Source organism: Deinococcus maricopensis DSM 21211 (assembly GCF_000186385.1).
GTDB classification, from domain to species: domain Bacteria; phylum Deinococcota; class Deinococci; order Deinococcales; family Deinococcaceae; genus Deinococcus_B; species Deinococcus_B maricopensis.
Genome location: NC_014958.1, coordinates 492,687 through 511,781, shown reverse-complemented (window position 1 = coordinate 511,781; position 19,095 = coordinate 492,687). Strand labels below are relative to the sequence as shown.

Genomic DNA, 19,095 nt, shown 5'->3' with positions numbered 1-19,095 from the left:
GAACCGCCCGGTTACCCTTTGGCATGACCAAAGAAGAACGGCTGCAGGAAGTCATCGACGCGTTCGTGAAAACGCTGAACGACTTCGTTGAACACCGCGGCTCCCTGGACGCGCACCGAGCCACCCTGGCGGCCCTGCTTCAGGAAATTCAGGAACTCAAGGGCACCCCGCCGCGCAGCCCGTTCGCAGCGTAACCCCCCGTATGAAGGCGGGCCGACCTGGAGTCCAGGTCGGCCCGCCTTCACACCGCTCGTCAGTGCGCGCTGACGGGGTGTCCGTCCGGCGCGCCGTGCGGGTGGCCCGCCGGGCGGCGCGTGAATACGGCCAGCACCACCGCCAGCACGGAAATCCCCGCCGCGACCATGAAGGCCGACTGCAGGCCCGCGTTCAGCGCCAGCTGCGGAGTCACGGCGCTTTGCACCAGGGCGGCGCTGCGGCCCGTCATGATGGTGATGAGCAGGGCCGTGCCGGCCGCGCCCGCCACCTGCTGCAGGGTGCTGAGAATCGCGCTGCCGTGCGAGTACAGGTGCATGGGCAGCGGTCCGAGGCTCGCGGTGAACACGGGCGTGAACAGCAGCGCCAGCCCGGCACTCAACGTGAGGTGCAGCGCCAGCAGCGCCGCGATGGACGTCCCCGGCGTGATCGTCCCGAACTGCCACAGGGCCAGGGTCAGCAGGGCGGCGCCGGGCGTGGCCAGCCACACCGGCCCGTACCGGTCAAAGAGCTTCCCGACGGGCGGAGCGAGCAGGCCCATCAGCAGGCCGCCCGGGAGCAGCAGCAGGCCCGTCTGCAACGCCGTCAGGCCGCGGACGTTCTGCAGGTAGATCGGCAGCAGGATGGCGCCGCCGAACAGGGCCATCATGGCGATCATCATCAGGGCCACACCGAGGGTGAACATCGGGTAGCGGAACGCCCGCAGGTCGAGGAGCGGGGCGTCGCGGCGCTGCAACGCCACCTGCCGCGCGATGAACAGCGCGAGGCTGACGACGCTCACGACGAGCGGCACGGCCACGGTCGGGGTGCTGACGCCGCCGGGCGTGTCCCCGAGGCGGCTCAGGCCGTACACGATGCCGCCGAAGCCCAGCGCGGACAGCGGCACGGACAGCACGTCCAGGCTCAGGCGGCGCGGCTCCGTGATGTTCACGAGCGTGCGCGCGCCGTACGCGAGGACGCCCAGGGCGATGGGCAGCACGAACAGGAACATTGCGCGCCACGACAGCGTCTGCAGGATCACGCCGGAGATGGTCGGACCGATGGCGGGCGCGACCGAGATGACGATGCTGATGTTCCCCATGACGGCACCGCGCCGCTCGGGTGGAATGAGCGTAAGGATGGTGGTCATGAGCAGCGGCAGCATGATGGCTGTCCCGGTCGCCTGAATGATGCGCGCGCCGAGCAGGATGGGGAAGTTGCCAGCGAGGCCGGCGACGAGCGTGCCGACGCTGAACAGCGTCATGGCGGTCAGGAACACGGCGCGGCTGGTGAGGCGTTGCAGCAGGAACCCGGTGGTGGGGATCACGACGGCCATGGTGAGCATGAACGCCGTGGAGAGCCACTGGACGGTGCTGGCGTTGACGCGCAGGTCGGTCATGAGGCGCGGCAGCGCGACATTCATGATGGTTTCGTTCAGGATGACCACGAAGGTGGCGATCAGCAGAACCAGGATGACGGTGCGGTCGCGGGCTTCGGTGTGGGGGTGTGTCATGGGTGGGCCTCAGTAGTGAACGTGACCTTGAGCCGGAACCTGGCGGGCTGGGCCGTCAGGGGCGGGCGTGCGCGGCGTCGCTCATGGGCGTTCCTTTCTGCGAACGGTTGAGGCTGGGTGCAGGCTCACGCTTGGTTGGCGGCGTGATCCCCCCCGTTCGCTTCAGTCGTAACAGAATGACGCGCGGAACTCAACGCCCCTGTCCATTTCACCTAGAACCCTGGCGAACCCAGCCACGACCCGCCCGGAGGAACGTCCGGGCACCATGCGCTGCGGGGTACTCACCCGCAGCGCGTTCAGCACCCCTCCTGTGCCCCGGACCCTCCAAGCCGCCAGGGTTCACCACCCCACTGACCGCTCAGGGCCTCAATTCCCCGGAGGAGCGCGCCGCGCCAGCGCGGCCCGCACCGCGCTGGCCGCCGCCTCCAGCAGCGCCCGGTCACTCGGCCGCCACTGCTGCACCGGATTCAACGGGCTCCGGGCCCCCACAAGGGCGTACGTGACGTCACCAAACGTCCCCAGGGGCAGCCACACGGCGTCCCCGACGGACACCGGCAGCGCGGACGCGTGAGCTGTGCCGGTCCGGTCCACGTACACGGCGCCGCCCCCCAGGTTGACGGGCCACTCCGTCAGGCTAACCACCGCCTCAAGAAAGGCCGCGTCGGCCTTCGGGCGGTGGTGCACGGCCTGCGCCGTCCGCTGAGCCCCGCGCAGGCTCAGCAGGGCCGTCCAGTCGGCGTCCACCATCTCCCCGATCAGGGCCACGCTGGTGAGCGTGGCTTCCTCGGGTGTAAGCGGGAAGGTCATCAGGGCATTGACGGCCTCCAGCGTGTCCGCGTGCTGCGCGGTGCGCTCCAGGTCCTCCTGCTGCTGAGCGCGCGTCTGCAGGGCCTGATGCGTCAGCGCCTGCAGGCGCAACTCCAGCATCTCGACCGTGAGCGCCGCGAGGTCTTGCAGGGCCTGCACCTCATTCGGCTGCAGGTCGCGCGGCGCCGTGTCCGTCACGCACAACGTGCCGACCCGGTGCCCGGCAGGCGTGATGAGCGGCACGCCCGCGTACAGCCGGACGTGCGGTTCGCCGCGCACCATCGGGTTGTCCACGAACCGCGCGTCCTGAAGGGCGTCCCGGACAATCAGCGGTTCCGGGTTCAGGATCGCCCACGCGCAGAACGAATCCTGACGCGGAGCCTCGCTGTCCTGCAGACCCACGAGCGCTTTCCCCCACTGCCGGTCCGCGTCGACGAAATTGATGAGCGCGACGGGAACACGCAGGATGGCGGCCGCCAGGCGCGTGATCCGGTCGAAACCGGGTTCCGGGAGGGTATCGAGAATCTGGTAACGCGCGAGGGTCAGCAGACGCGCGTACTCATCAGCGGGCAGTGGCGCGGCAGTCATGCCGCACGATAACAGGCGCGCGGACGCGCGCACCGCAAGCAGAAACGCACCCTTAACGTGCAGGAAGCCCCGGAGCCAGTCACGCTATGCTCGCGGTACTCCATGATGCTCCCCCCGTCCTCCACGCCTCATGACACCTTCGTCGGCCACAGTGAAATGAGCGCGCGGATGCGCGCGTTCGACTGGGCAAGCACGCCGCTCGGCCCGCCCGAGCAGTGGCCGCAGAGCCTCAAGACCATCGTGCGGACGCTGCTGACCTCGCGGTTCGCCATGTGGATGGCGTGGGGCGAGGAGCTGACCTTCTTCTGCAACGACGCGTACCTCCCCACGCTGGGCGTGAAAGAAAGCTGGGCGCTCGGCGCGCGCGCGGACGTCGTCTGGGCGGAAATCTGGAAGGACATCGGGCCGCGCATCGACCACGTTCTGCAGGAGGGCGTCGCCACGTGGGACGAGGGACTGCAGCTGTTCCTGGAACGCCGCGGCTACCCGGAGGAGACGTACCACACGTTCTCGTACAGCCCGGTCGCGGACGATGCCGGGCGGATCAACGGCATGTTGTGCGTCGTGACGGAAGAGACGGAACGCATGATCGGCGAGCGCCGCCTGCGCGTCCTGCGGGACCTCGCGTCGCGCGTCGCGCAGCAGCGCACCACGGCGGACGTGCTCAGCGCGGTGCAGGCATCCCTCGCTGAGGAGGCGCACGACGTGCCGTTCGCGCTGACGTTTCTGGCGACCGGTCCGCAGGGCGCGCTGACGCTGGCGTCGTCGTTCGGCGGCGCGCACGGGTGGGACGCCCAGACACTCGCGCAACACGACGTCATCACCGAGGCCTTCTCGGCGCAGGCGCCGTGTCTGCTGCCGGACCTCGCGGGCGTGGGCCCCCTCCAGGGCGGGCCGTGGGACCGCCCGGCCACGCAGGCCCTCGCCGTGCCGCTCGCCGCGCAGGGCCAGGAGCGGCCGACGGGCATCATGCTGATCGGCCTGAACCCGTACCAGCCGCTGAACGACGCGTACCAGGGCTTCCTCACGCTGTTCGTGGGGCAGGTCGCCGCGGGCATCGCGAGCGCGAACGCGTACGCGCAGGAACGGGCGCGCGCGGAAGCGCTCGCCGAACTGGACCGCGCGAAGACGACGTTTTTCTCGAACGTCAGCCACGAATTCCGCACGCCGCTCACGCTGATGCTCGGCCCGCTGGAGGAACTGCTGAACGACGCGGACGTCACGCCCGCGCAGCGACGCGAGCTGGACGTCACGCACCGCAACGCCCTGCGGCTGCTGAAGCTCGTGAACACCATGCTGGACTTCACGCGCATCGAGGCTGGCCGCGCAGAGGCGACCTTCCAGGCCACGGACCTCGCGGCGCTCACGGCGGACCTCGCCAGTGCGTTCCGGTCACTCGTGGAGGGCGCCGGCCTGCAGTTCGAGGTGACGTGCCCGCCCCTGAGCGAGGCCGCGTACGTCGACCATGGCCTGTGGGAGAAGGTCGTGCTGAATCTGCTGTCGAACGCGTTCAAGTTCACGTTCGAGGGGCGCATTCGCGTGACGCTCCGTGAGGACGAGGGGCACTTCACGCTGCAGGTGACGGATTCCGGCACGGGCATTCCCGCCGCGGACCTGCCGCGCGTGTTCGAGCGCTTTCACCGCGTGGAGGGCGCGCGCGGCCGCAGTTTCGAAGGGACAGGCATCGGTCTGGCGCTCGTGCGGGAACTGGTGACGCTGCACGGCGGCGACATCCGCGTGGACAGCGAGGTGGGCGTGGGGACGACCTTCACCGTCACCCTCCCGAAAGGCAAGGCGCACCTGCCCGCCGACCGGATCGTGGACGCCACGGCGGACCGCGCGGCGCGGCCCGCCGCCCTGCACGTCACGGAAGCGGCGCAGTGGCTCACCACCCCGGTCGGCACGACCGACGACGCCCGCATGGACGCCCACCCGACGCGCGCCGCCGGAGGGCAACGCCCGTACGTGCTGCTCGCGGATGACAACGCGGACCTGCGCGCGTACGTGACGCGCCTGCTGGACGACACGTACGAGGTGCACGCCGTCACTGACGGGGAGCAGGCCGTGACGGCGGCGCACGACCGCACGCCGGACCTGGTGCTGAGTGACGTGATGATGCCCAACCTGGACGGCTTCGGCGTGCTGCGCGCCCTGCGCGCCGACGAGCGCACGCACGCCGTCCCGGTGATCCTGCTGTCCGCCCGCGCGGGCGAGGAAGCGCGCCTGGACGGCCTGGAGGCCGGCGCGGACGATTACCTCGTCAAGCCGTTTTCCGCGCGGGAGTTGCGTTCGCGCGTGCACACGCACCTGGAACTCGCGCGGTTGCGGGTCGCGGCGGCGCAGCAGGCGCAGGCCCGGCAGGCGGAACTGGAAGGCCACGTCGCGGAGCGCACCCGGGAACTGCAGGAGCGCACGACGGCCCTGGACGCATTCGTGCGCTTCACGGAAGCGTCCACGCTCACCACCGACGGCGCGCGCCTCGCCGAACTCGCAGCGGGCGTCCTGCGGCTGACCCTCGGGAACGTCAGCGTCGGGTACTACGAACTGGACGGCGACCTGTGGAAGGCGAAAGTCCTCACGGACGACGTCCCCCCGGAAGTCGTGCAGAGTGCCCGGCAAGGCTTCCCAGCGGCCCTGCCGAGCTTCGCGCGGCCCTTCGAGGAGCACAGGGTCGTTTTCGTGGACGGCTGGGACGCCGAGCGCGAAGGCGCGGCGGCCACGGACATGTACGGCGCCGCCGCGCTCGCACCGTACTTCATAGGCGGACGCCCGTACGGCCTGCTGACGGTCGCGTCCCAGCAGCATCAGGCGTGGACGGAGCAGGACCGCGCGGTGTTCAGCGCCGTGGCGCGCAGCATGCACCTCGCGTTCGAGCGGGCCGAGCAGACTGAACAGCTCGCACTCCAGAACGCCGCGCTCGACGCGCGCACCCGCACGCTGGAGGGATTCGCGCTGCTGACCCGGGACCTGAGCGTGCACGACGACCCGCTCACCCTCGTGCGCCGCGCGCAGGAACTGGTGCTGCCCCTCCTCCCCGAAGGGTACGCCGCGTACTACGAACTGGACGGGCGCACGTGGCGCCTGCGCAGTCAGGTCGGCGACCGGCAGGACGACGCGCTCCAGGCGTACGTGGAAGCCGGCCTTCCGTTCGAGACGACCAGCAGCCTCACAGTGCCGTGGCGGACCCGCGAAGGGTACTACGTCGCGGAGTACGACCAGCGCACGGACCAGCTGAGCGGCTTCCAGGAACGGCGCGGCGGGCTGGCGAGCGTGCCGGTCATGGTGCACGGCGAGGTGTACGGCATCTTCGGCGTGGCCCTCAGGGTGCACCGCACGTGGGGCCCCGGCGAGCGCGCGGTGCTGGAAACGGTCGCGCGCAGCCTCGGACTGGCCGTCGAGCGCGCGCAGAGCCTCGCGGACCTCGCAGAGCGCACGCACCAGCTGGAACGCAGCAACCGGGAGCTGGAGCAGTTCGCGTACGTCGCCAGTCACGACCTGCAGGAACCGCTGCGGACCATCGGGAGTTTCACGAACCTCCTGGCCCGCCGGTACGCCGGCCAGCTCGACGACCGCGCCGACCAGTACATCAACTTCACGCTGTCCGCCACGGAACGCCTGAAGCGGCTCATCCAGGACCTCCTCGCGTACTCCCGGACGCGTCAGCCCGTCGACGCCTTCACGCACGTCGACACCGCCGAAGTGGTCCGCGACGTCATCGCGGACCTCGGCGACCTGCGGGACCGCACGGGCGGCGTCGTGGACGCGCAGGCCCTGCCGTCCGTGCACGGCAGTCCGGAACTGCTGCGGCACGTGTTCCAAAACCTGATCGGGAACGCGCTGAAGTTCCATCACCCGGACCGCGCCCCGCACGTCCGCGTCCGCGCGGTCCGCGTCCCGGGCGCGTGGCAGTTCGACGTCCAGGACAACGGCGTAGGCATCGAACCGGCGTACCACGCGCGCATCTTCGGCATCTTCCAGCGGCTCCACGCCGTCGGCGAGCGCGAAGGCAACGGCATTGGCCTCGCCATCGTCAAGAGCATCGTGGAACGCCATGGCGGGCAGGTGATGGTTCACTCCACGCCGGACCAGGGCAGCACCTTCTCCTTCACCCTCCCCGACACCCCCCAAGGCGACCTGGACACGGCCCATTGAGGTTCTCCTGGTGGACGGCACCCCAGCCAGCCTGCCCCTGACGCGCGCCGGAGCGCACGCCACCTCAGACCGCCCGGGCATGATCAGGCCGGTTCCAAGCATGCCCCGCATGAATGGCCCCACAGTCCTGCAGCATTGAAGTTCCACCCGGGGGCAGGCCACGTGACACAGGGACGACCTGCACGCCAACGCGGACATCCCCAACTCCGTCATGGCGATGCCTCCTTCAAGGTCGTGCGGTGCCTTGAATCGTTCGGGTTCAGTGTCTTTGCGCGGCCCGCGCCGTCCCCTGAGCGCCGCATCAGGCTGGGCCTCCGGACCGGCCACCCAGGAAACCCCTGGCTCCTGCTCCTCAGGGGTAAAACCGAGTGCCCGCACGCCCTGTTGTGCGCCAGCATGCGCGGCTGCACAATACAGGCACCATCGCCCCTCGGCGCCACGTTCGCGTGGCCTTTTCGGAAAGGAACCATGCATCGAGCTTCCCTGCTGGTCGCGGCCCTCGCCGCCCTCATGCCGTCCACCTCGGCGGACGTGCCGGGCCTCCCCACCGCCACGCCTGTTCGAGAGCTGCAACTGGCCGCCGCGCCCGACGGGCACCTGCTGCTCGCACTCCTCACGGACGCCGGCGAGTACAACAGTGGCCGCGGCGAGTTCACGGCCCGGCACGTCACCATGTGGACGCTGCAGGGCGGAGCGTGGCAGCCACTCGGGGGCCTCCTGAACTACGATCAGCCGCGCCCCGCGTCGAACCTGAACCTCGCGCTCGATGAGCAGGGCGCGCCGTTCCTCGCGTGGAACGAGAATTACGGCGACAACGACGTGGTGGTGTTCCGCGCCTTCCTGAACGGCGCGTGGACGGACTGGCGGGAACGGTACCTCGGCGATGACCTGCCGTACGCGGCGCGCACCCGGTCGCTCGCCGCGCACGACGGCGAACCCGTGCTGGCGTGGGGCGAGTACCTGCGCAAGCCGTACGGGAGTCGCTTGACGGTGCGCAGGTGGGACGCCGCGGCGAAAAGCTGGGTGCGGACCTCCCCGTTCAACGACATCCGCGCGTTCTCACGCACGCCGGCCCTCGCGCTCGACGCGGCTGGACAGCCGACGGTGGCGTGGTTGCAGGGTGAGGTGCTGAGCAGCGACGTATTCGTAAAACGCTGGACATCCGGTGGGTGGGTGGCGCTCGGCGCGAGCCTGAACCGGCATCCGCACGCGTACGTGGCGAGCACGCGGCTCGCGCTCGACTTGGCGGGCCGTCCGGTCGTCGCGTGGCTGGAGGATGCGGGCGGACGGGACACGCTGTTCGCGTCCCGCTGGACGGGGCGCGAGTGGACCGCGCTGGGTGGGCCGGTCAGCGCGGGGTTCGCGTCCGCACCGGCGCTCGCCCTGGACCGTGCGGGGCAGCCGGTGCTCGCCTGGGTGGAGGAAGTGGGCGGCGTGGGCCGCGTCCGCGCCGCGCGCTGGGATGGCCGGGCGTGGCGGGACGTGGGTCGCCTGAACCGTGATGAGCGCCGGGACGCACGGTCCCCGGCGGTGGCAGTGACGGCGGACGGCGCGGTGATCGTCGCGTGGCGGGAGGACGTGCGCGGTCGGTACCAGGTGCAGCTGCAGCGCGTGGCGCCCTGAGCGCGCCGCGGCCTTTTCGCGGCGCGCGGGCGTGGGCGAGGGTGATAGGCTGGGCGGTCGTGTCGCCTGTGCTTGGACTTCCCCGTTGGCCTGCGTGGCGCCCGTCCGCGCGGGCGCAGGCGGTGCTGATCTTCGCGGGTCTGGGCGTCCTGACGACGCTGGTGCGAACGCTGGTGATTCCCCTGGACGCGCAGGAGGACCTGCCGGTTATGCACGCCGGGCAGGTGGCGGGGCGCGTGGCGGGCGCGGCGGCGTTCCTGGCGATCATCGGGTGGGCGATGCGGCCCGGGCGGCGCCGCGCGGGGGAGTTCGTGGTGCTGGGCGTCGCCGGGGTGGCGTACGCGGCGTGGGCGTTGTGGTTCGACCGTCCGGCCGCGGTCCTGATGGTCGTGCCGATGGTGCTGCGGTACTGGTGGCCGTTGCGGCGCACGCTGTGGGTGAGTGCGGGGCTGCTGGTGCTGAGCCTCGTGGCGTACGCGTTGATTCCGCCGGTCGCGTCCTTCCATACGGCGGAGGACTGGCAGGGGCTGGTGCAGCTGGTGGTGCTCACGCTCATTCAGGGGGGGTTCGCGTACGCGGCGTTCGAGTTGACGTTGCGCCGCAACGAGGAGCGGCAGTTGCTGAACGCGGCGCTGCTGAAGCTGGAAGTGTCGCAGGCGCAGCAGCTGGAGCGGATGGCGCTGGAGGAGCGGGCGCACCTGTCGCGGGAACTGCACGACACCATCGGGCATCACATGACGGCGCTGCACCTGCACGCGCAGCGCGCGGCGCTGCTGGCCGTGCAGGCGGACGCGCCCGCGCCGCTGCAGGAAGCGCTCGGGCAGGTGCAGCGCCGCGGTCAGGAGGTCGTGACCGGGCTGCAGGAGGTCGTGCGGACCCTGCGGGTGCCGCAGGGGTTCTCGCTGTTCGCGGCGCTGGACGCCCTGGTGGATCAGTGGCCGGGCGTGGTGCGGGTGCACCTGCCGGACGCGGAGCCGGCCATGCAGCCGGAGAAGCGCCTGGCAGTGTACCGGTGCGTGCAGGAGGCGCTGACGAACATTCAGAAGCATGCGCCCGGGCAGACGGCGCGGCTGCATCTGGACGTGCAGTCCGGGGCGCTGACGCTCACGGTCCGGAACGCTCTCGGGGTGGACGGGCGTTCCGGGGTGGGCGGTCAAGGCCTAACGGGCCTGCGCGCCCGCGTGGCGGGGCTGGGCGGTCAGCTGAGTGCCGCGCGGGCCGAGGAGGAGTTCGAGGTATGCCTGACGCTGCCACTTCCCTGACCGTGCACCTGCCGGTGTCGTGGGCGCCTGGGGGTGGGGTGTGAGTGCGCTGCGCGTGCTGATCGTGGATGATCAGCCGATGGTGCGGCAGGGCCTGAGTCTGCTGCTGGAGCTCCTGCCGGGCGTGGTGGTGGCCGGGCAGGCGGCGAACGGGCAGGAGGCGCTGGATGTGGCGCGGCACTTCGCGGCGGACGTGGTCCTGATGGACGTGCGTATGCCCGTGATGGACGGCGCGCAGGCGACGCGGGCGTTCCACGCGCGCGGAGGCCCGCCAGTGATCCTGATGACGACGTTCGACGAGCCGGAAGACATGGTGGCGGGCTTACAGGCGGGCGCGAGCGGGTACCTGTTCAAGAACGTCGACATTCACGAGTTGCACGACGCGATGCGGCGTGTGCGGGCGGGCGAGCGGGTCATTCACCCGCGCGTCGCGCAGGCCGTCGCGGACGCCGAGGCCGTCGACGCGGCGCCGGGGGTGACGTTGCAGGCGCCGCTGACGGCGCGCGAGCAGGCGATTCTGGGGGCGTTGAGCGCGGGCGCGTCGAACAAGCAGATCGCGCAGCGGCTCGGCATCAGTGACGGCACCGTCAAGACGCACCTCAGCAACCTGTTCTTCAAGCTGGGCGCTGCGAACCGCACGGAGGCCGTGTACCGCGCGCGACAGTTGCGGCTGCTGCCGTAACGCCGCACCATGGGGTAGGTATGGGCTTCCGGTCGGTGGTGTTCGGTCATGTTCAGACGCTGGATCAGGCGGCGCACGCCGCGAACGAACGCGCCCTGCGCGGCTTTCCGTACGACGAGATGCATCCGTTCCGGGACATCTTCCACCTGGAGCCCGCAGCGCGGTACAAGGCGCCGTCGGTGATTTTCGGTGGAACGTTCAAGGCGTTGGAGGACGACTGGGCTGAGTGGTTCGGTTCGTTCGTGGCGCTGCTGAGCACGCTGGAGGCTACGGAGGCGAACGTCGTTCTGGACTGCTGGCGAGGGCGGTTCGCGTGGACGCTGATGCCTGAGTCCCTGGCGGGCGGCGCCTGCGCCCCGGACCTTCTGGAGGCGCGCGGCACGCTGACCAGAGAGCAGTGGTGCATCGTGCGGGCGCCGGACCTACCGGAGGAAGTGCAGGGCGTCCTGCACCCGGGCCGGGTGCCGGTGCGGTTGCTGCCGGACGTTCCCTACGGGTTCTGAATCATGCAGGGCGACCCCAAGAGCAGGGTCGCCCTGCATGATTGCTGGTTACTCGCCGCGGCCCACGAGTTTCAGGCGGACGTTCCGGGCGCCCGGCCCGGCGTCGCCGAGGTCTTCGGTGATGACCATGCGGAAGCGCGCGCCGTCGTGCATTTCCAGTTCGCAGGGCGTGCCCTCCGCGGTGGGTACGCTCCCGGCGCGCAGGTGCACGCGCATGTACCCGCCGCGGCCCTCCAGCGCCTGAATCTCGCCGGGCACGGCGGTGTCGCCGAAATGAGCGGTGAACGCCTGGGGGTTCGTCATGGCGTTCAGGCGTCGCCCATCATGAGGCCCTCGATGGTGTGGCCCTGCATGATCGGTTCGAGTTCGTCCACGAGGCGGCACAGCAAGTGGCGCTGCACGTCGGGCGCGAGGGTGTCGTAGTACCGGCGGGTGAGTTGCAGGTCGTGCTTCTCGTGGTGGCCGGCGCCGGGAGCGTCCACGCCGAGCACGAGCACCGGGCGGGGCTTATTGGAGGTGTTGGCGGTGCCGCGGTGGATGGTCAGGGCGGAGCGGACGCTGATGTCGCCCATGCGCGGCATCTTCTGCTCGCGCAGCGCCTCGTAGCGGGGGTACAGGGTGGCGGGCGGGAACATGCCGTGGTCGAAGCTGCTGGGGTCGTCCCATTGCGTGCCGGGCGCGATCTCGAATGGGCCCATGTCCGGTTCGACGTCCACAGTGGTGATGTTGAACGCGAGAGAATCAAGGCGGCGTTCGCGGAGGGTGGTGTCGGTGGCGGGGAAGTCGCGGTGCCACGGCTGGTCCTTCGCGCCGGGGTTCGGGACGTCGAAGCCGATCTCGACGATCTGGTAGTCGGGGCCGAGCACGGCCGCGCACACCTGCTGCACCCACGGGTGCGTGATGAGCGTCTCGAACCCGCGGATGTCCTCCGGGTGGATTTCGACGTAGTGGCGGTTGGTGCCGCGGCCGACGGCGCCGCCAGGGCGTTGCAGCGCTTCGGTGTACAGGCGCGCGAGGTCTTCGCCGAGCTGCTGCACCCATTCCCGCGGGAACGCGCCTTTCAGGCCGGTGATGCCGGCGCCGTACAGGCTGCCCATGATGGCGGCGACGTCGTAGGTGGGGGTATCAATGGCTTGGGTCATACGGTCCTCCGGACAGGGTGAGGGTGGACGGTGACGGGACGCTACCTATTGTCCCCCGAGAAGAAACGTGCGGGGTGAACGCTCAGTGTGACGCGGCCCGGGCGCGCCGCCCGGCGAGTTGCTGCTGGAGGATCACGACGACGAGCAGGAACGCGCCGCGGATGACGGACTGCCAGTGCACGCTGAGGCTGATGGTGCCTTTACCGTTCTCGAAGTTCAGGACGTTGAAGATCACGCCGAGCAGGAGTGCGCCGACGAGGGTGGAGCCGACCGACCCGACGCCGCCGGTCAGGAGCGTGCCGCCGACGACGACGGCGGCGATGGCGGTGAGTTCCCAGCCGACCCCTTCGGTCGGCTGGCCCGCGCCGAACTGCGAGGCGAGGAGGACGCCGGCGAGCCCGGCGAGCGCGCCGGACAGGGTGTACACCAACACAAGCGTGCGCTCGACGGGCAGGCCCATCAGGCGGCTGGCTTCCTCGTTCCCGCCGATGGCGAGGACGTGCCGACCGAAGCGCGTGGTGCGTAGCGCGACCGCGCCGATCGCGAACGCCGCGAGGAGCAGCAGCGCCGCGTACGGCACGCCGTGGACGCTGCCCTGCCCGAGCGTCGTGAAGCCGTGGTCGAAGTCCGCGGACACGGACTGGTTCCCGGCGGTCATGAGCGCGAGGCCGCGCGCGGCGAGCAGCATGGCGAGCGTCGTGATGAACGGCAGGATGCGCAGGTACGCGATGATCAGGCCGTTGATGAGGCCGAGGAGCGCGGCGACCGCGACGGCGCCGATCAGGGCGGGCAGCAGGCCGTGCGGACTGAGGATCGCGCCGACGACGCTGGCGAGCGCCGCGACGCTCCCGACGGACAGGTCGATGCCGCCGGTCATGATCACGAACGTCATGCCGAGCGCGATCAGGCCGAACATGGCGTTGTACGAGAGGACGCTGCCGACGTTGTACGCGGACAGGAAGCCGTCGTAGCGGAGCGCGCCGAACAGCACGAGCAGCGCGAGGGCGATGAGCACGCCGTAGCGTTGCAGGTGGCTGGCGAGGCGCGCGCGGCGGCGCGGCGCGGGCGTGCGGGTGGGGGTGGTGGGCGTCATGGGTCCTCCGGCTTAGGCGGCGCGGCGGGCGCGCTGAATGTACACCGCGAACAGGATGATGACCGCCTTCACGACGAGCGCGGCGGCGTCCGGGATGCCGCGCGCGAGCAGCGTGTAGCGGATGAGCTGGATGACGAGCGCGCCGAGCAGCGTGCCGATAATCGTGGCGCGCCCGCCGGTGAGGGCGGTGCCGCCCACGGCGACGGCGGCGATCGCGTCGAGTTCCATGTTCAGGCCGACCTGGTTGGCGTCGCTGGAGGAGTTGATGGCGATGACGATCAGGCCCGCGAGGCCGGACAGCAGGCCGAGCAGGCCGTACACGGCGAGCTTGACGCGCGCGACGGGCACGCCCGCGAGGCGCGCGGCACGTTCGTTTCCGCCGACGGCGAGGACGTGCCGGCCGAAGACGGTGCGGGCGAGCACCCACGCGAACAGCGCGACGATCAGGAGCATCAGGATCACCTGGAACGGCACGCCGAGCGGGCGGCCCAGGCCGACGTACTGGAAGGCGGGGTTCGTGAAGGTCTGCAGCTGACCGTTCGTGAGGACCTGTGCGATGCCGCGCCCGGCGATGAACAGCACGAGCGTGGCAATGAACGGCTGAATGCCGAAGCGGGTGATGAGCGCGCCGTTGAACAGCCCGAACGCCCCGGCGGTCAGGACCGGCACGGTGAAGGCGAGGGCCACGCCGAGCGCCGCGTTCCCGAGCGGCGGGTGCAGGAACAGCAGGGGCGCGAGGGCGCCGCTGATGGCCATGAGCGCGCCGACGGACAGGTCGATGCCGCCCGTGGCGATCACGAGGGTCATGCCGACGCCGACGATGACGATGGTGGCGACCTGCGTGAGGTTGACGTTGAGGGTCTGGACGGTCAGGAAGTTCGGGGTGAACAGCGCGTTGAAGAGCAGCAGGGCCGCCAGGGCGATGAGGGGCCCGAGGATGGGCCGCAGCACGCTCAGCAGGTCCGTTCGGGGTGAGCGGGGCGCGCGGGCGGGGGGCGCGTCGGTGGGAGCGCGCTCAGATACGTTCATGGTGCTGGGCCTCCGGGGTGGGCGCGCCGTGCGCCATGGCGTTCATGAGGTGGTCCTGCGTGAGCTGCGCTTGGGGGAGCTCGGTGACGCTGCGGCCGTCGCGCATGACGACGACGCGGTCGCAGCCTTCGGTGAGTTCCTCGAGTTCGCTGCTGATCATCAGGACGCCCAGGCCGCCCGCAGCGAGTTCGCTGAGCAGCGCCTGAATCTCACCTTTCGCGCCGACGTCGATGCCGCGCGTGGGTTCATCGAGAATCAGGAGGTGCGGGTTCATGCACAGCCAGCGGGCGAGCAGGACCTTCTGCTGGTTGCCGCCGGACAGTTCGCGGATGCGCTGCTCCGGGCTGGCGCACTTGATGCCGAGCCGCGCGATGAAGTGCTCGACGATCTGCGTCTGGCGGCGCGTGTCGATGATGCCGGCGCGTTTGAGGTGCGGGAGGAGCGCGAGCGTGAGGTTCTCCCGCACCGACAGGTCCGGGATGATCCCTTCGGTTTTGCGGTCCTCGGAGCAGAACCCGAACCCGGCGTGGATGGCGTCGGTGGGCGCGCGGAAGTGCGCGTCCCGCCCGGCGGCGCGCACCTGCCCGCCGGTGAGGGGGTCCGCGCCGAAGATCACGCGGGCCGTTTCGGTGCGGCCGGAGCCGAGCAGCCCGGCGAGGCCCACGATCTCGCCGGCGTGGACGCTCAGGGTCGCGGCGTGCAGGGCGGCGCCGCTGCGGGCGTCCTGCACGGCGAGCAGTTCCCGGCCGGGCGTGCGGTCGGCGCGGGCGAACGCCGTTTCGCCGTCGCGGCGCAGTTCGCTGGGGTCCTTGCCGAGCATGGTGGCGACCAGTTCGAGTTTGCGGATGTCGGTCATGGCGCGCGCGTCCACGGTGCGGCCGTCGCGCATGATGGTCACGCGGTCGCACACGGCGTACAGCTCGTCGAGGCGGTGCGACACGAAGATCACGGACACACCGTCGGCCTTGAGCTGTCGGATCACGCCGAACAGCGTGTCGACCTCCCGGTCGTCGAGGGAGGAGGTGGGTTCGTCCATGATGACGAGGCGGCTGCGGGTGGACACGGCGCGCGCGATGGCCACCATCTGCTGCACGGCGACGCTGAACTCCATCAGGGGTCGTTGGACGTCCACGTTCAGGTCGAAGCGGCGCAGCAGGGCGCGCGCCTCGTCGTGCATGCGCCGCCACTGCAGGAACGGGCCGCGGCGGATTTCGCGGCCCAGGAAGATGTTCTCGGTGAGGGAGAGGTACGGGACGAGGTTCACTTCCTGGTAGATGGTGCTGATGCCGCCCAGCTGCGCAGCCTGCGGCGAGCCGAAGTCCACGTCGCGGCCGGCGAAGTGAATGCGGCCCCGGTCGCGGCGGTACGCGCCGGTGAGGACCTTGATGAGGGTGGATTTGCCTGCGCCGTTCTGGCCGATGAGGGCGTGGATCTCGCCGGCGCGCACGTGTAGGGTGGCGCCCTGCAGGGCGGGTACGCCGGAAAAGGCCTTGTGGACGTCCTCGATGCTGAGGAGCGGCGCGGGGGTGGTGGTGTGCGTCACGGCGGGAGTCCCCTTCAAGGCGAGGCGGGCCGGCCAGGGGAGGGAACTGGCGGGCCCGGTCGAGGTGCGGTGCTCAGGTCAGAAGGCGCTGCTGAGCAGGCGGCTGGCGTTCTCGCGGGTGAATTCGCGGTCCGGGTTGATGATCTTCGCGGGGATCTGCTTGCCGGCGGCGTAGTTCTTGAGGGTCTCGAAGGCTTTCGGGCCGAATTTCGGGTTGCATTCGACGATGTAGTTGATCTTGCCGTCCGCGACGAGCTTCACGGCTTCGCGGCCACCGTCGATGGAGAGCACCATGACGTCCTTGCCGGGTTTCTTGCCCGCGGCCTCCAGCGCGGCGATGGCGCCGATGGCCATTTCGTCGTTGTGGGCGTACACGACGTTCACGTCCGGGTGGGCCTGCAAGAGCGTTTCCATGACCTGGCGGCCCTTGTCGCGGGAAAAGTCGCCGTCCTGGGACGCGACGATCTTCATGCCGCTCTGGCCGCGGATGGCGTCCTCGAAGCCTTTGCGGCGGTCGTTCGCGGGGGAGGAGCCGGTCGTGCCGAGCAGCTGGATGATGGTCGCTTTGCCCTTGGTGGTCTTTTTGAGCCACTCGCCGACGCGGCGGCCTTCCTGAATGAAGTCCGAGCCGATGAACGTCACGTAGTCGGTGCCGGCCTTCGCGAGTTTCGCGTCGACGGTGCGGTCGAGGAGGATCACGGGGATGCCGGCGGCGCGCGCCTTCTTGACGGCCGCGGCGAGGGGTTTTTCCTCGCGGGGGGCGAGGAAGATGGCGTCGACGCGCTGCGCGATCATGCTGTCCACGTCGCTGACCTGCTTGGCGGCGGAGCCGCCGGCGTCGGTGTACACCAGCTGGTAGCCGAGGCGCCGCGCTTCGTCCTGCATGCTTTTGGTCTGCGCGAGACGCCAGGGGTTGTTGCTTTCCGTCTGCGCGAACCCGACTTTGTAGGTGGATTTCTTGGCGAGTTTCGGGAGGCCCTGCGCGACAGCGATCACGGTGAGGCCCGTTCCGGTGAGCGCGGCGAGAGCAAACGTGAGGGCGCGGCGGTGGTTCATGATCTCCGTCCTTCTGTCCCCGGGTGGAGACGACAGCGTGGCTCGGGCGTGGGAGGGTGCAGCAACGACCGGTGCCGGCGCCGGGGTGGCGCTGCGCAGGGGACGTGCCCGTTCTTGAAGTGCTGAGCTTGCTTTACTTAAGACCCATATTTCCCGGGCTGTCAAGCGCCCTGCAAAAACTTTTCTTCGGAAGTTACGCTCGGTTGACGCCCCAAAACCCCAGGAACACGTAACCAGGGGATTTTTCTCGTTTTCGCGACGCACGCGACTTACGTTCCTTGCACCGAATCCAGACGCGGTCCCCCGTGCGCCCCCGCTCCCACCCGGGCACACATTGACAAACGCCGGACACGCCCAGAAGATGCGTGGACATGCGCCAACGCCACATCGAGATTCTTTCGCAGCTGCAGAAGCGGGAGCGCGTCAGCGTTTCCGAGCTCGCCACGTTGCTGGGCGCGTCCGAAGTCACCATCCGCGCGGACCTCGCTGACCTCGACGAGCAGGGCCTCCTGCGCCGCGTCCGCGGCGGCGCCACCCGCCCCCTCCTGCCCGGCAACGAAACGCCCCTGGAAGAATCCAGCAAGCACCACGCCACCGCCAAACGCCGCATCGGTCAGGCCGCCGCCGGCCTCATCAGCAACAACGACACCATCTTCCTCGACGTCGGCAGCACCACCACCGAAATCGCCCGGCACCTCCCCCTCACGCTCAGCGGCGTCACTATCGTCACGAACGGCCTGAACATCGCCCTGGAACTTGAACGCCTCCCGAACGTCCGCGTGGTCGTCACGGGCGGCACGCTCCGGCGCCTGCAGCACTCCCTCGTCAGCCCCTACGGCCTGGAACTGCTGTCCCGCTTCCGACCCGACAAGTTCTTCCTCGGCTGCAACGGCGTGGACGCCGTTCAGGGCGTCACGAACAGCAACCATGAGGAAGCGGAGATCAAAACGCAGATGGTTGCGTACGCGCGCGCCACGTACGTCGTCGCGGACCACAGCAAAATCGGGCAGGTGGCCGCGGCCGCCATCGCCCCGCTGCGCGACGTGCACACCCTGATCACCGACACCCGCGCGAACGCCGCGCACCTCCAGGCCCTCCGCCACACCGGCCTGAACATCATGAGCGTCTGAGCGCACACGCATTCACGACCGGAACTGACGGGTTTGGCGTTTATGCTCGGGCCATGGACGCCGAAGGGTTCTACCGTTACCTGATGCACACCCGCCGCCGCCTCTGGGACACCCTGCGCCAGGTGCCCGACGAGGACCTCTCCAGGCCCCTCCTGCCGGGCGACGGCCCACGCTGCATCAAGGACCTCGTCGCGCACATCCCCGCCGTCGAGGACGGCTGGTTCCGCGCGGACCTGCTCGGCCAGCCGATGGTGCAGGACACCCTCGGCCGGACGCCGCACTCCGCCGACGCGTACTGGCACCACGAGCACGAACCCCTCGGCGACCTCCTCGGGTACTGGGAGGCCGTCGAAACCGACACGCTCCAGCGCTGGCCCGCCCTGATGACCGCCGCGCAGGCGGACCGACGCGTCCCCGTGGACGAAAGCCGCCCGGAAACCATCTCCCCCGACGAGGTGCTGTGGCACGTCATGCAGCACGAGGTGCGGCACAGCGCCCAGATCGTCACGATGCTGCGCCTGCTCGGGCACCAACCGCCCGCCCTGGACCTCGTGTTCCTCGCAGCGCAGTGAGGGGAGGCGGACCCTTCGGGTCTGCCCTCCCCACCTGATGCACCTCAGGTCCCGAGGGGCATCAGGCCGCCCCCTGGCGAGCCTCGGCTACGGTGCGGATGCGCGGATGCAGGGGCTGTTCGGAAGTGGCGAAGAGGCGCGGATCGACGCCCGGCGCGGCGTTCAGGCCAGCCAACCTTCACCGGACGGCGCTGCACCCGCACCGTTC

General features: G+C 70.0%; 16 protein-coding genes. 8 read left to right on the top strand and 8 right to left on the bottom strand.

Going from position 1 to position 19,095, the window contains the following annotated elements; translation table 11 throughout:
- The first annotated feature begins 23 nt into the window (after positions 1 to 23).
- Positions 24 to 194, top strand: coding sequence for a hypothetical protein (locus DEIMA_RS18135; RefSeq protein ID WP_013555597.1), 171 nt, complete (start codon positions 24 to 26; stop codon positions 192 to 194).
- Positions 195 to 253: 59 nt separating this feature from the next.
- Here the strand turns inward: DEIMA_RS18135 and DEIMA_RS02175 are convergent, their stop codons facing one another.
- On the bottom strand, positions 254 to 1,705 hold the full coding sequence (locus tag DEIMA_RS02175) for an MDR family MFS transporter (protein WP_013555596.1): 1,452 nt from the start codon (positions 1,703 to 1,705) through the stop codon (positions 254 to 256).
- Positions 1,706 to 2,071: 366 nt separating this feature from the next.
- Positions 2,072 to 3,100, bottom strand: coding sequence for a GAF domain-containing protein (locus DEIMA_RS02170; RefSeq protein ID WP_013555595.1), 1,029 nt, complete (start codon positions 3,098 to 3,100; stop codon positions 2,072 to 2,074).
- 102 nt (positions 3,101 to 3,202) lie between these two features.
- On the opposite strand from DEIMA_RS02170, the gene DEIMA_RS16690 reads away from it, so the two are divergent.
- From DEIMA_RS16690 to DEIMA_RS02145, 5 genes are all read left to right on the top strand, one after another.
- On the top strand, positions 3,203 to 7,252 hold the full coding sequence (locus DEIMA_RS16690; protein WP_013555594.1) for an ATP-binding protein: 4,050 nt from the start codon (positions 3,203 to 3,205) through the stop codon (positions 7,250 to 7,252).
- A gap of 468 nt (positions 7,253 to 7,720) precedes the next feature.
- Positions 7,721 to 8,875, top strand: coding sequence for a hypothetical protein (locus tag DEIMA_RS02160; protein ID WP_013555593.1), 1,155 nt, complete (start codon positions 7,721 to 7,723; stop codon positions 8,873 to 8,875).
- Positions 8,876 to 8,934: 59 nt separating this feature from the next.
- Positions 8,935 to 10,137: a sensor histidine kinase gene (locus tag DEIMA_RS02155; RefSeq protein ID WP_148234873.1), complete on the top strand. Its 1,203-nt coding sequence runs from the start codon at positions 8,935 to 8,937 to the stop codon at positions 10,135 to 10,137.
- A gap of 40 nt (positions 10,138 to 10,177) precedes the next feature.
- Positions 10,178 to 10,819 (top strand): response regulator, encoded by a 642-nt coding sequence (locus tag DEIMA_RS02150; RefSeq protein ID WP_076736909.1) that lies wholly within the window; start codon positions 10,178 to 10,180, stop codon positions 10,817 to 10,819.
- 20 nt (positions 10,820 to 10,839) lie between these two features.
- Positions 10,840 to 11,322, top strand: coding sequence for a hypothetical protein (locus DEIMA_RS02145; protein WP_013555590.1), 483 nt, complete (start codon positions 10,840 to 10,842; stop codon positions 11,320 to 11,322).
- Positions 11,323 to 11,370: 48 nt separating this feature from the next.
- Here DEIMA_RS02145 and DEIMA_RS02140 read toward each other — a convergent pair whose 3' ends face one another.
- From DEIMA_RS02140 to DEIMA_RS02115, 6 genes are all read right to left on the bottom strand, one after another.
- Entirely contained in the window at positions 11,371 to 11,625 is a 255-nt protein-coding gene (locus DEIMA_RS02140) for a hypothetical protein (RefSeq protein WP_013555589.1), read from the bottom strand.
- Positions 11,626 to 11,630: 5 nt separating this feature from the next.
- Complete coding sequence (locus tag DEIMA_RS02135; protein WP_013555588.1) at positions 11,631 to 12,464, bottom strand: phytanoyl-CoA dioxygenase family protein; 834 nt, start codon at positions 12,462 to 12,464, stop codon at positions 11,631 to 11,633.
- 82 nt (positions 12,465 to 12,546) lie between these two features.
- Positions 12,547 to 13,557 (bottom strand): ABC transporter permease, encoded by a 1,011-nt coding sequence (locus DEIMA_RS02130; protein WP_013555587.1) that lies wholly within the window; start codon positions 13,555 to 13,557, stop codon positions 12,547 to 12,549.
- 12 nt (positions 13,558 to 13,569) lie between these two features.
- Positions 13,570 to 14,586: an ABC transporter permease gene (locus DEIMA_RS02125; protein WP_013555586.1), complete on the bottom strand. Its 1,017-nt coding sequence runs from the start codon at positions 14,584 to 14,586 to the stop codon at positions 13,570 to 13,572.
- The gene (locus DEIMA_RS02120) at positions 14,573 to 16,129 is read right to left on the bottom strand and encodes a sugar ABC transporter ATP-binding protein (protein WP_013555585.1); all 1,557 of its coding nucleotides are present in this window, start codon (positions 16,127 to 16,129) and stop codon (positions 14,573 to 14,575) included. Before DEIMA_RS02120 ends, DEIMA_RS02125 begins: the two co-directional genes overlap by 14 nt.
- A 78-nt stretch (positions 16,130 to 16,207) precedes the next feature.
- Positions 16,208 to 17,185, bottom strand: coding sequence for an ABC transporter substrate-binding protein (locus tag DEIMA_RS02115; protein WP_013555584.1), 978 nt, complete (start codon positions 17,183 to 17,185; stop codon positions 16,208 to 16,210).
- Positions 17,186 to 17,556: 371 nt separating this feature from the next.
- Here DEIMA_RS02115 and DEIMA_RS02105 point away from each other — a divergent pair, with 371 nt between their 5' ends.
- Both DEIMA_RS02105 and DEIMA_RS02100 read left to right on the top strand, forming a co-directional pair.
- Positions 17,557 to 18,315: a DeoR/GlpR family DNA-binding transcription regulator gene (locus DEIMA_RS02105; protein WP_013555583.1), complete on the top strand. Its 759-nt coding sequence runs from the start codon at positions 17,557 to 17,559 to the stop codon at positions 18,313 to 18,315.
- 53 nt (positions 18,316 to 18,368) lie between these two features.
- Positions 18,369 to 18,887, top strand: a complete 519-nt coding sequence (locus DEIMA_RS02100) for a DinB family protein (RefSeq protein ID WP_013555582.1) — start codon at positions 18,369 to 18,371, stop codon at positions 18,885 to 18,887.
- Positions 18,888 to 19,095: the final 208 nt, after the last annotated feature.

What these genes read in the sequence shown, in the direction of transcription:
- DEIMA_RS18135 (WP_013555597.1), top strand. Translation starts at nt 24, where the DNA reads ATGACCAAAGAAGAACGGCTGCAGGAAGTCATCGACGCGTTCGTGAAA.
- DEIMA_RS02175 (WP_013555596.1), bottom strand. Translation starts at nt 1,705, where the DNA reads ATGACACACCCCCACACCGAAGCCCGCGACCGCACCGTCATCCTGGTT.
- DEIMA_RS02170 (WP_013555595.1), bottom strand. Translation starts at nt 3,100, where the DNA reads ATGACTGCCGCGCCACTGCCCGCTGATGAGTACGCGCGTCTGCTGACC.
- DEIMA_RS16690 (WP_013555594.1), top strand. Translation starts at nt 3,203, where the DNA reads ATGATGCTCCCCCCGTCCTCCACGCCTCATGACACCTTCGTCGGCCAC.
- DEIMA_RS02160 (WP_013555593.1), top strand. Translation starts at nt 7,721, where the DNA reads ATGCATCGAGCTTCCCTGCTGGTCGCGGCCCTCGCCGCCCTCATGCCG.
- DEIMA_RS02145 (WP_013555590.1), top strand. Translation starts at nt 10,840, where the DNA reads ATGGGCTTCCGGTCGGTGGTGTTCGGTCATGTTCAGACGCTGGATCAG.
- DEIMA_RS02140 (WP_013555589.1), bottom strand. Translation starts at nt 11,625, where the DNA reads ATGACGAACCCCCAGGCGTTCACCGCTCATTTCGGCGACACCGCCGTG.
- DEIMA_RS02135 (WP_013555588.1), bottom strand. Translation starts at nt 12,464, where the DNA reads ATGACCCAAGCCATTGATACCCCCACCTACGACGTCGCCGCCATCATG.
- DEIMA_RS02130 (WP_013555587.1), bottom strand. Translation starts at nt 13,557, where the DNA reads ATGACGCCCACCACCCCCACCCGCACGCCCGCGCCGCGCCGCCGCGCG.
- DEIMA_RS02125 (WP_013555586.1), bottom strand. Translation starts at nt 14,586, where the DNA reads ATGAACGTATCTGAGCGCGCTCCCACCGACGCGCCCCCCGCCCGCGCG.
- DEIMA_RS02115 (WP_013555584.1), bottom strand. Translation starts at nt 17,185, where the DNA reads ATGAACCACCGCCGCGCCCTCACGTTTGCTCTCGCCGCGCTCACCGGA.
- DEIMA_RS02105 (WP_013555583.1), top strand. Translation starts at nt 17,557, where the DNA reads ATGCGCCAACGCCACATCGAGATTCTTTCGCAGCTGCAGAAGCGGGAG.
- DEIMA_RS02100 (WP_013555582.1), top strand. Translation starts at nt 18,369, where the DNA reads ATGGACGCCGAAGGGTTCTACCGTTACCTGATGCACACCCGCCGCCGC.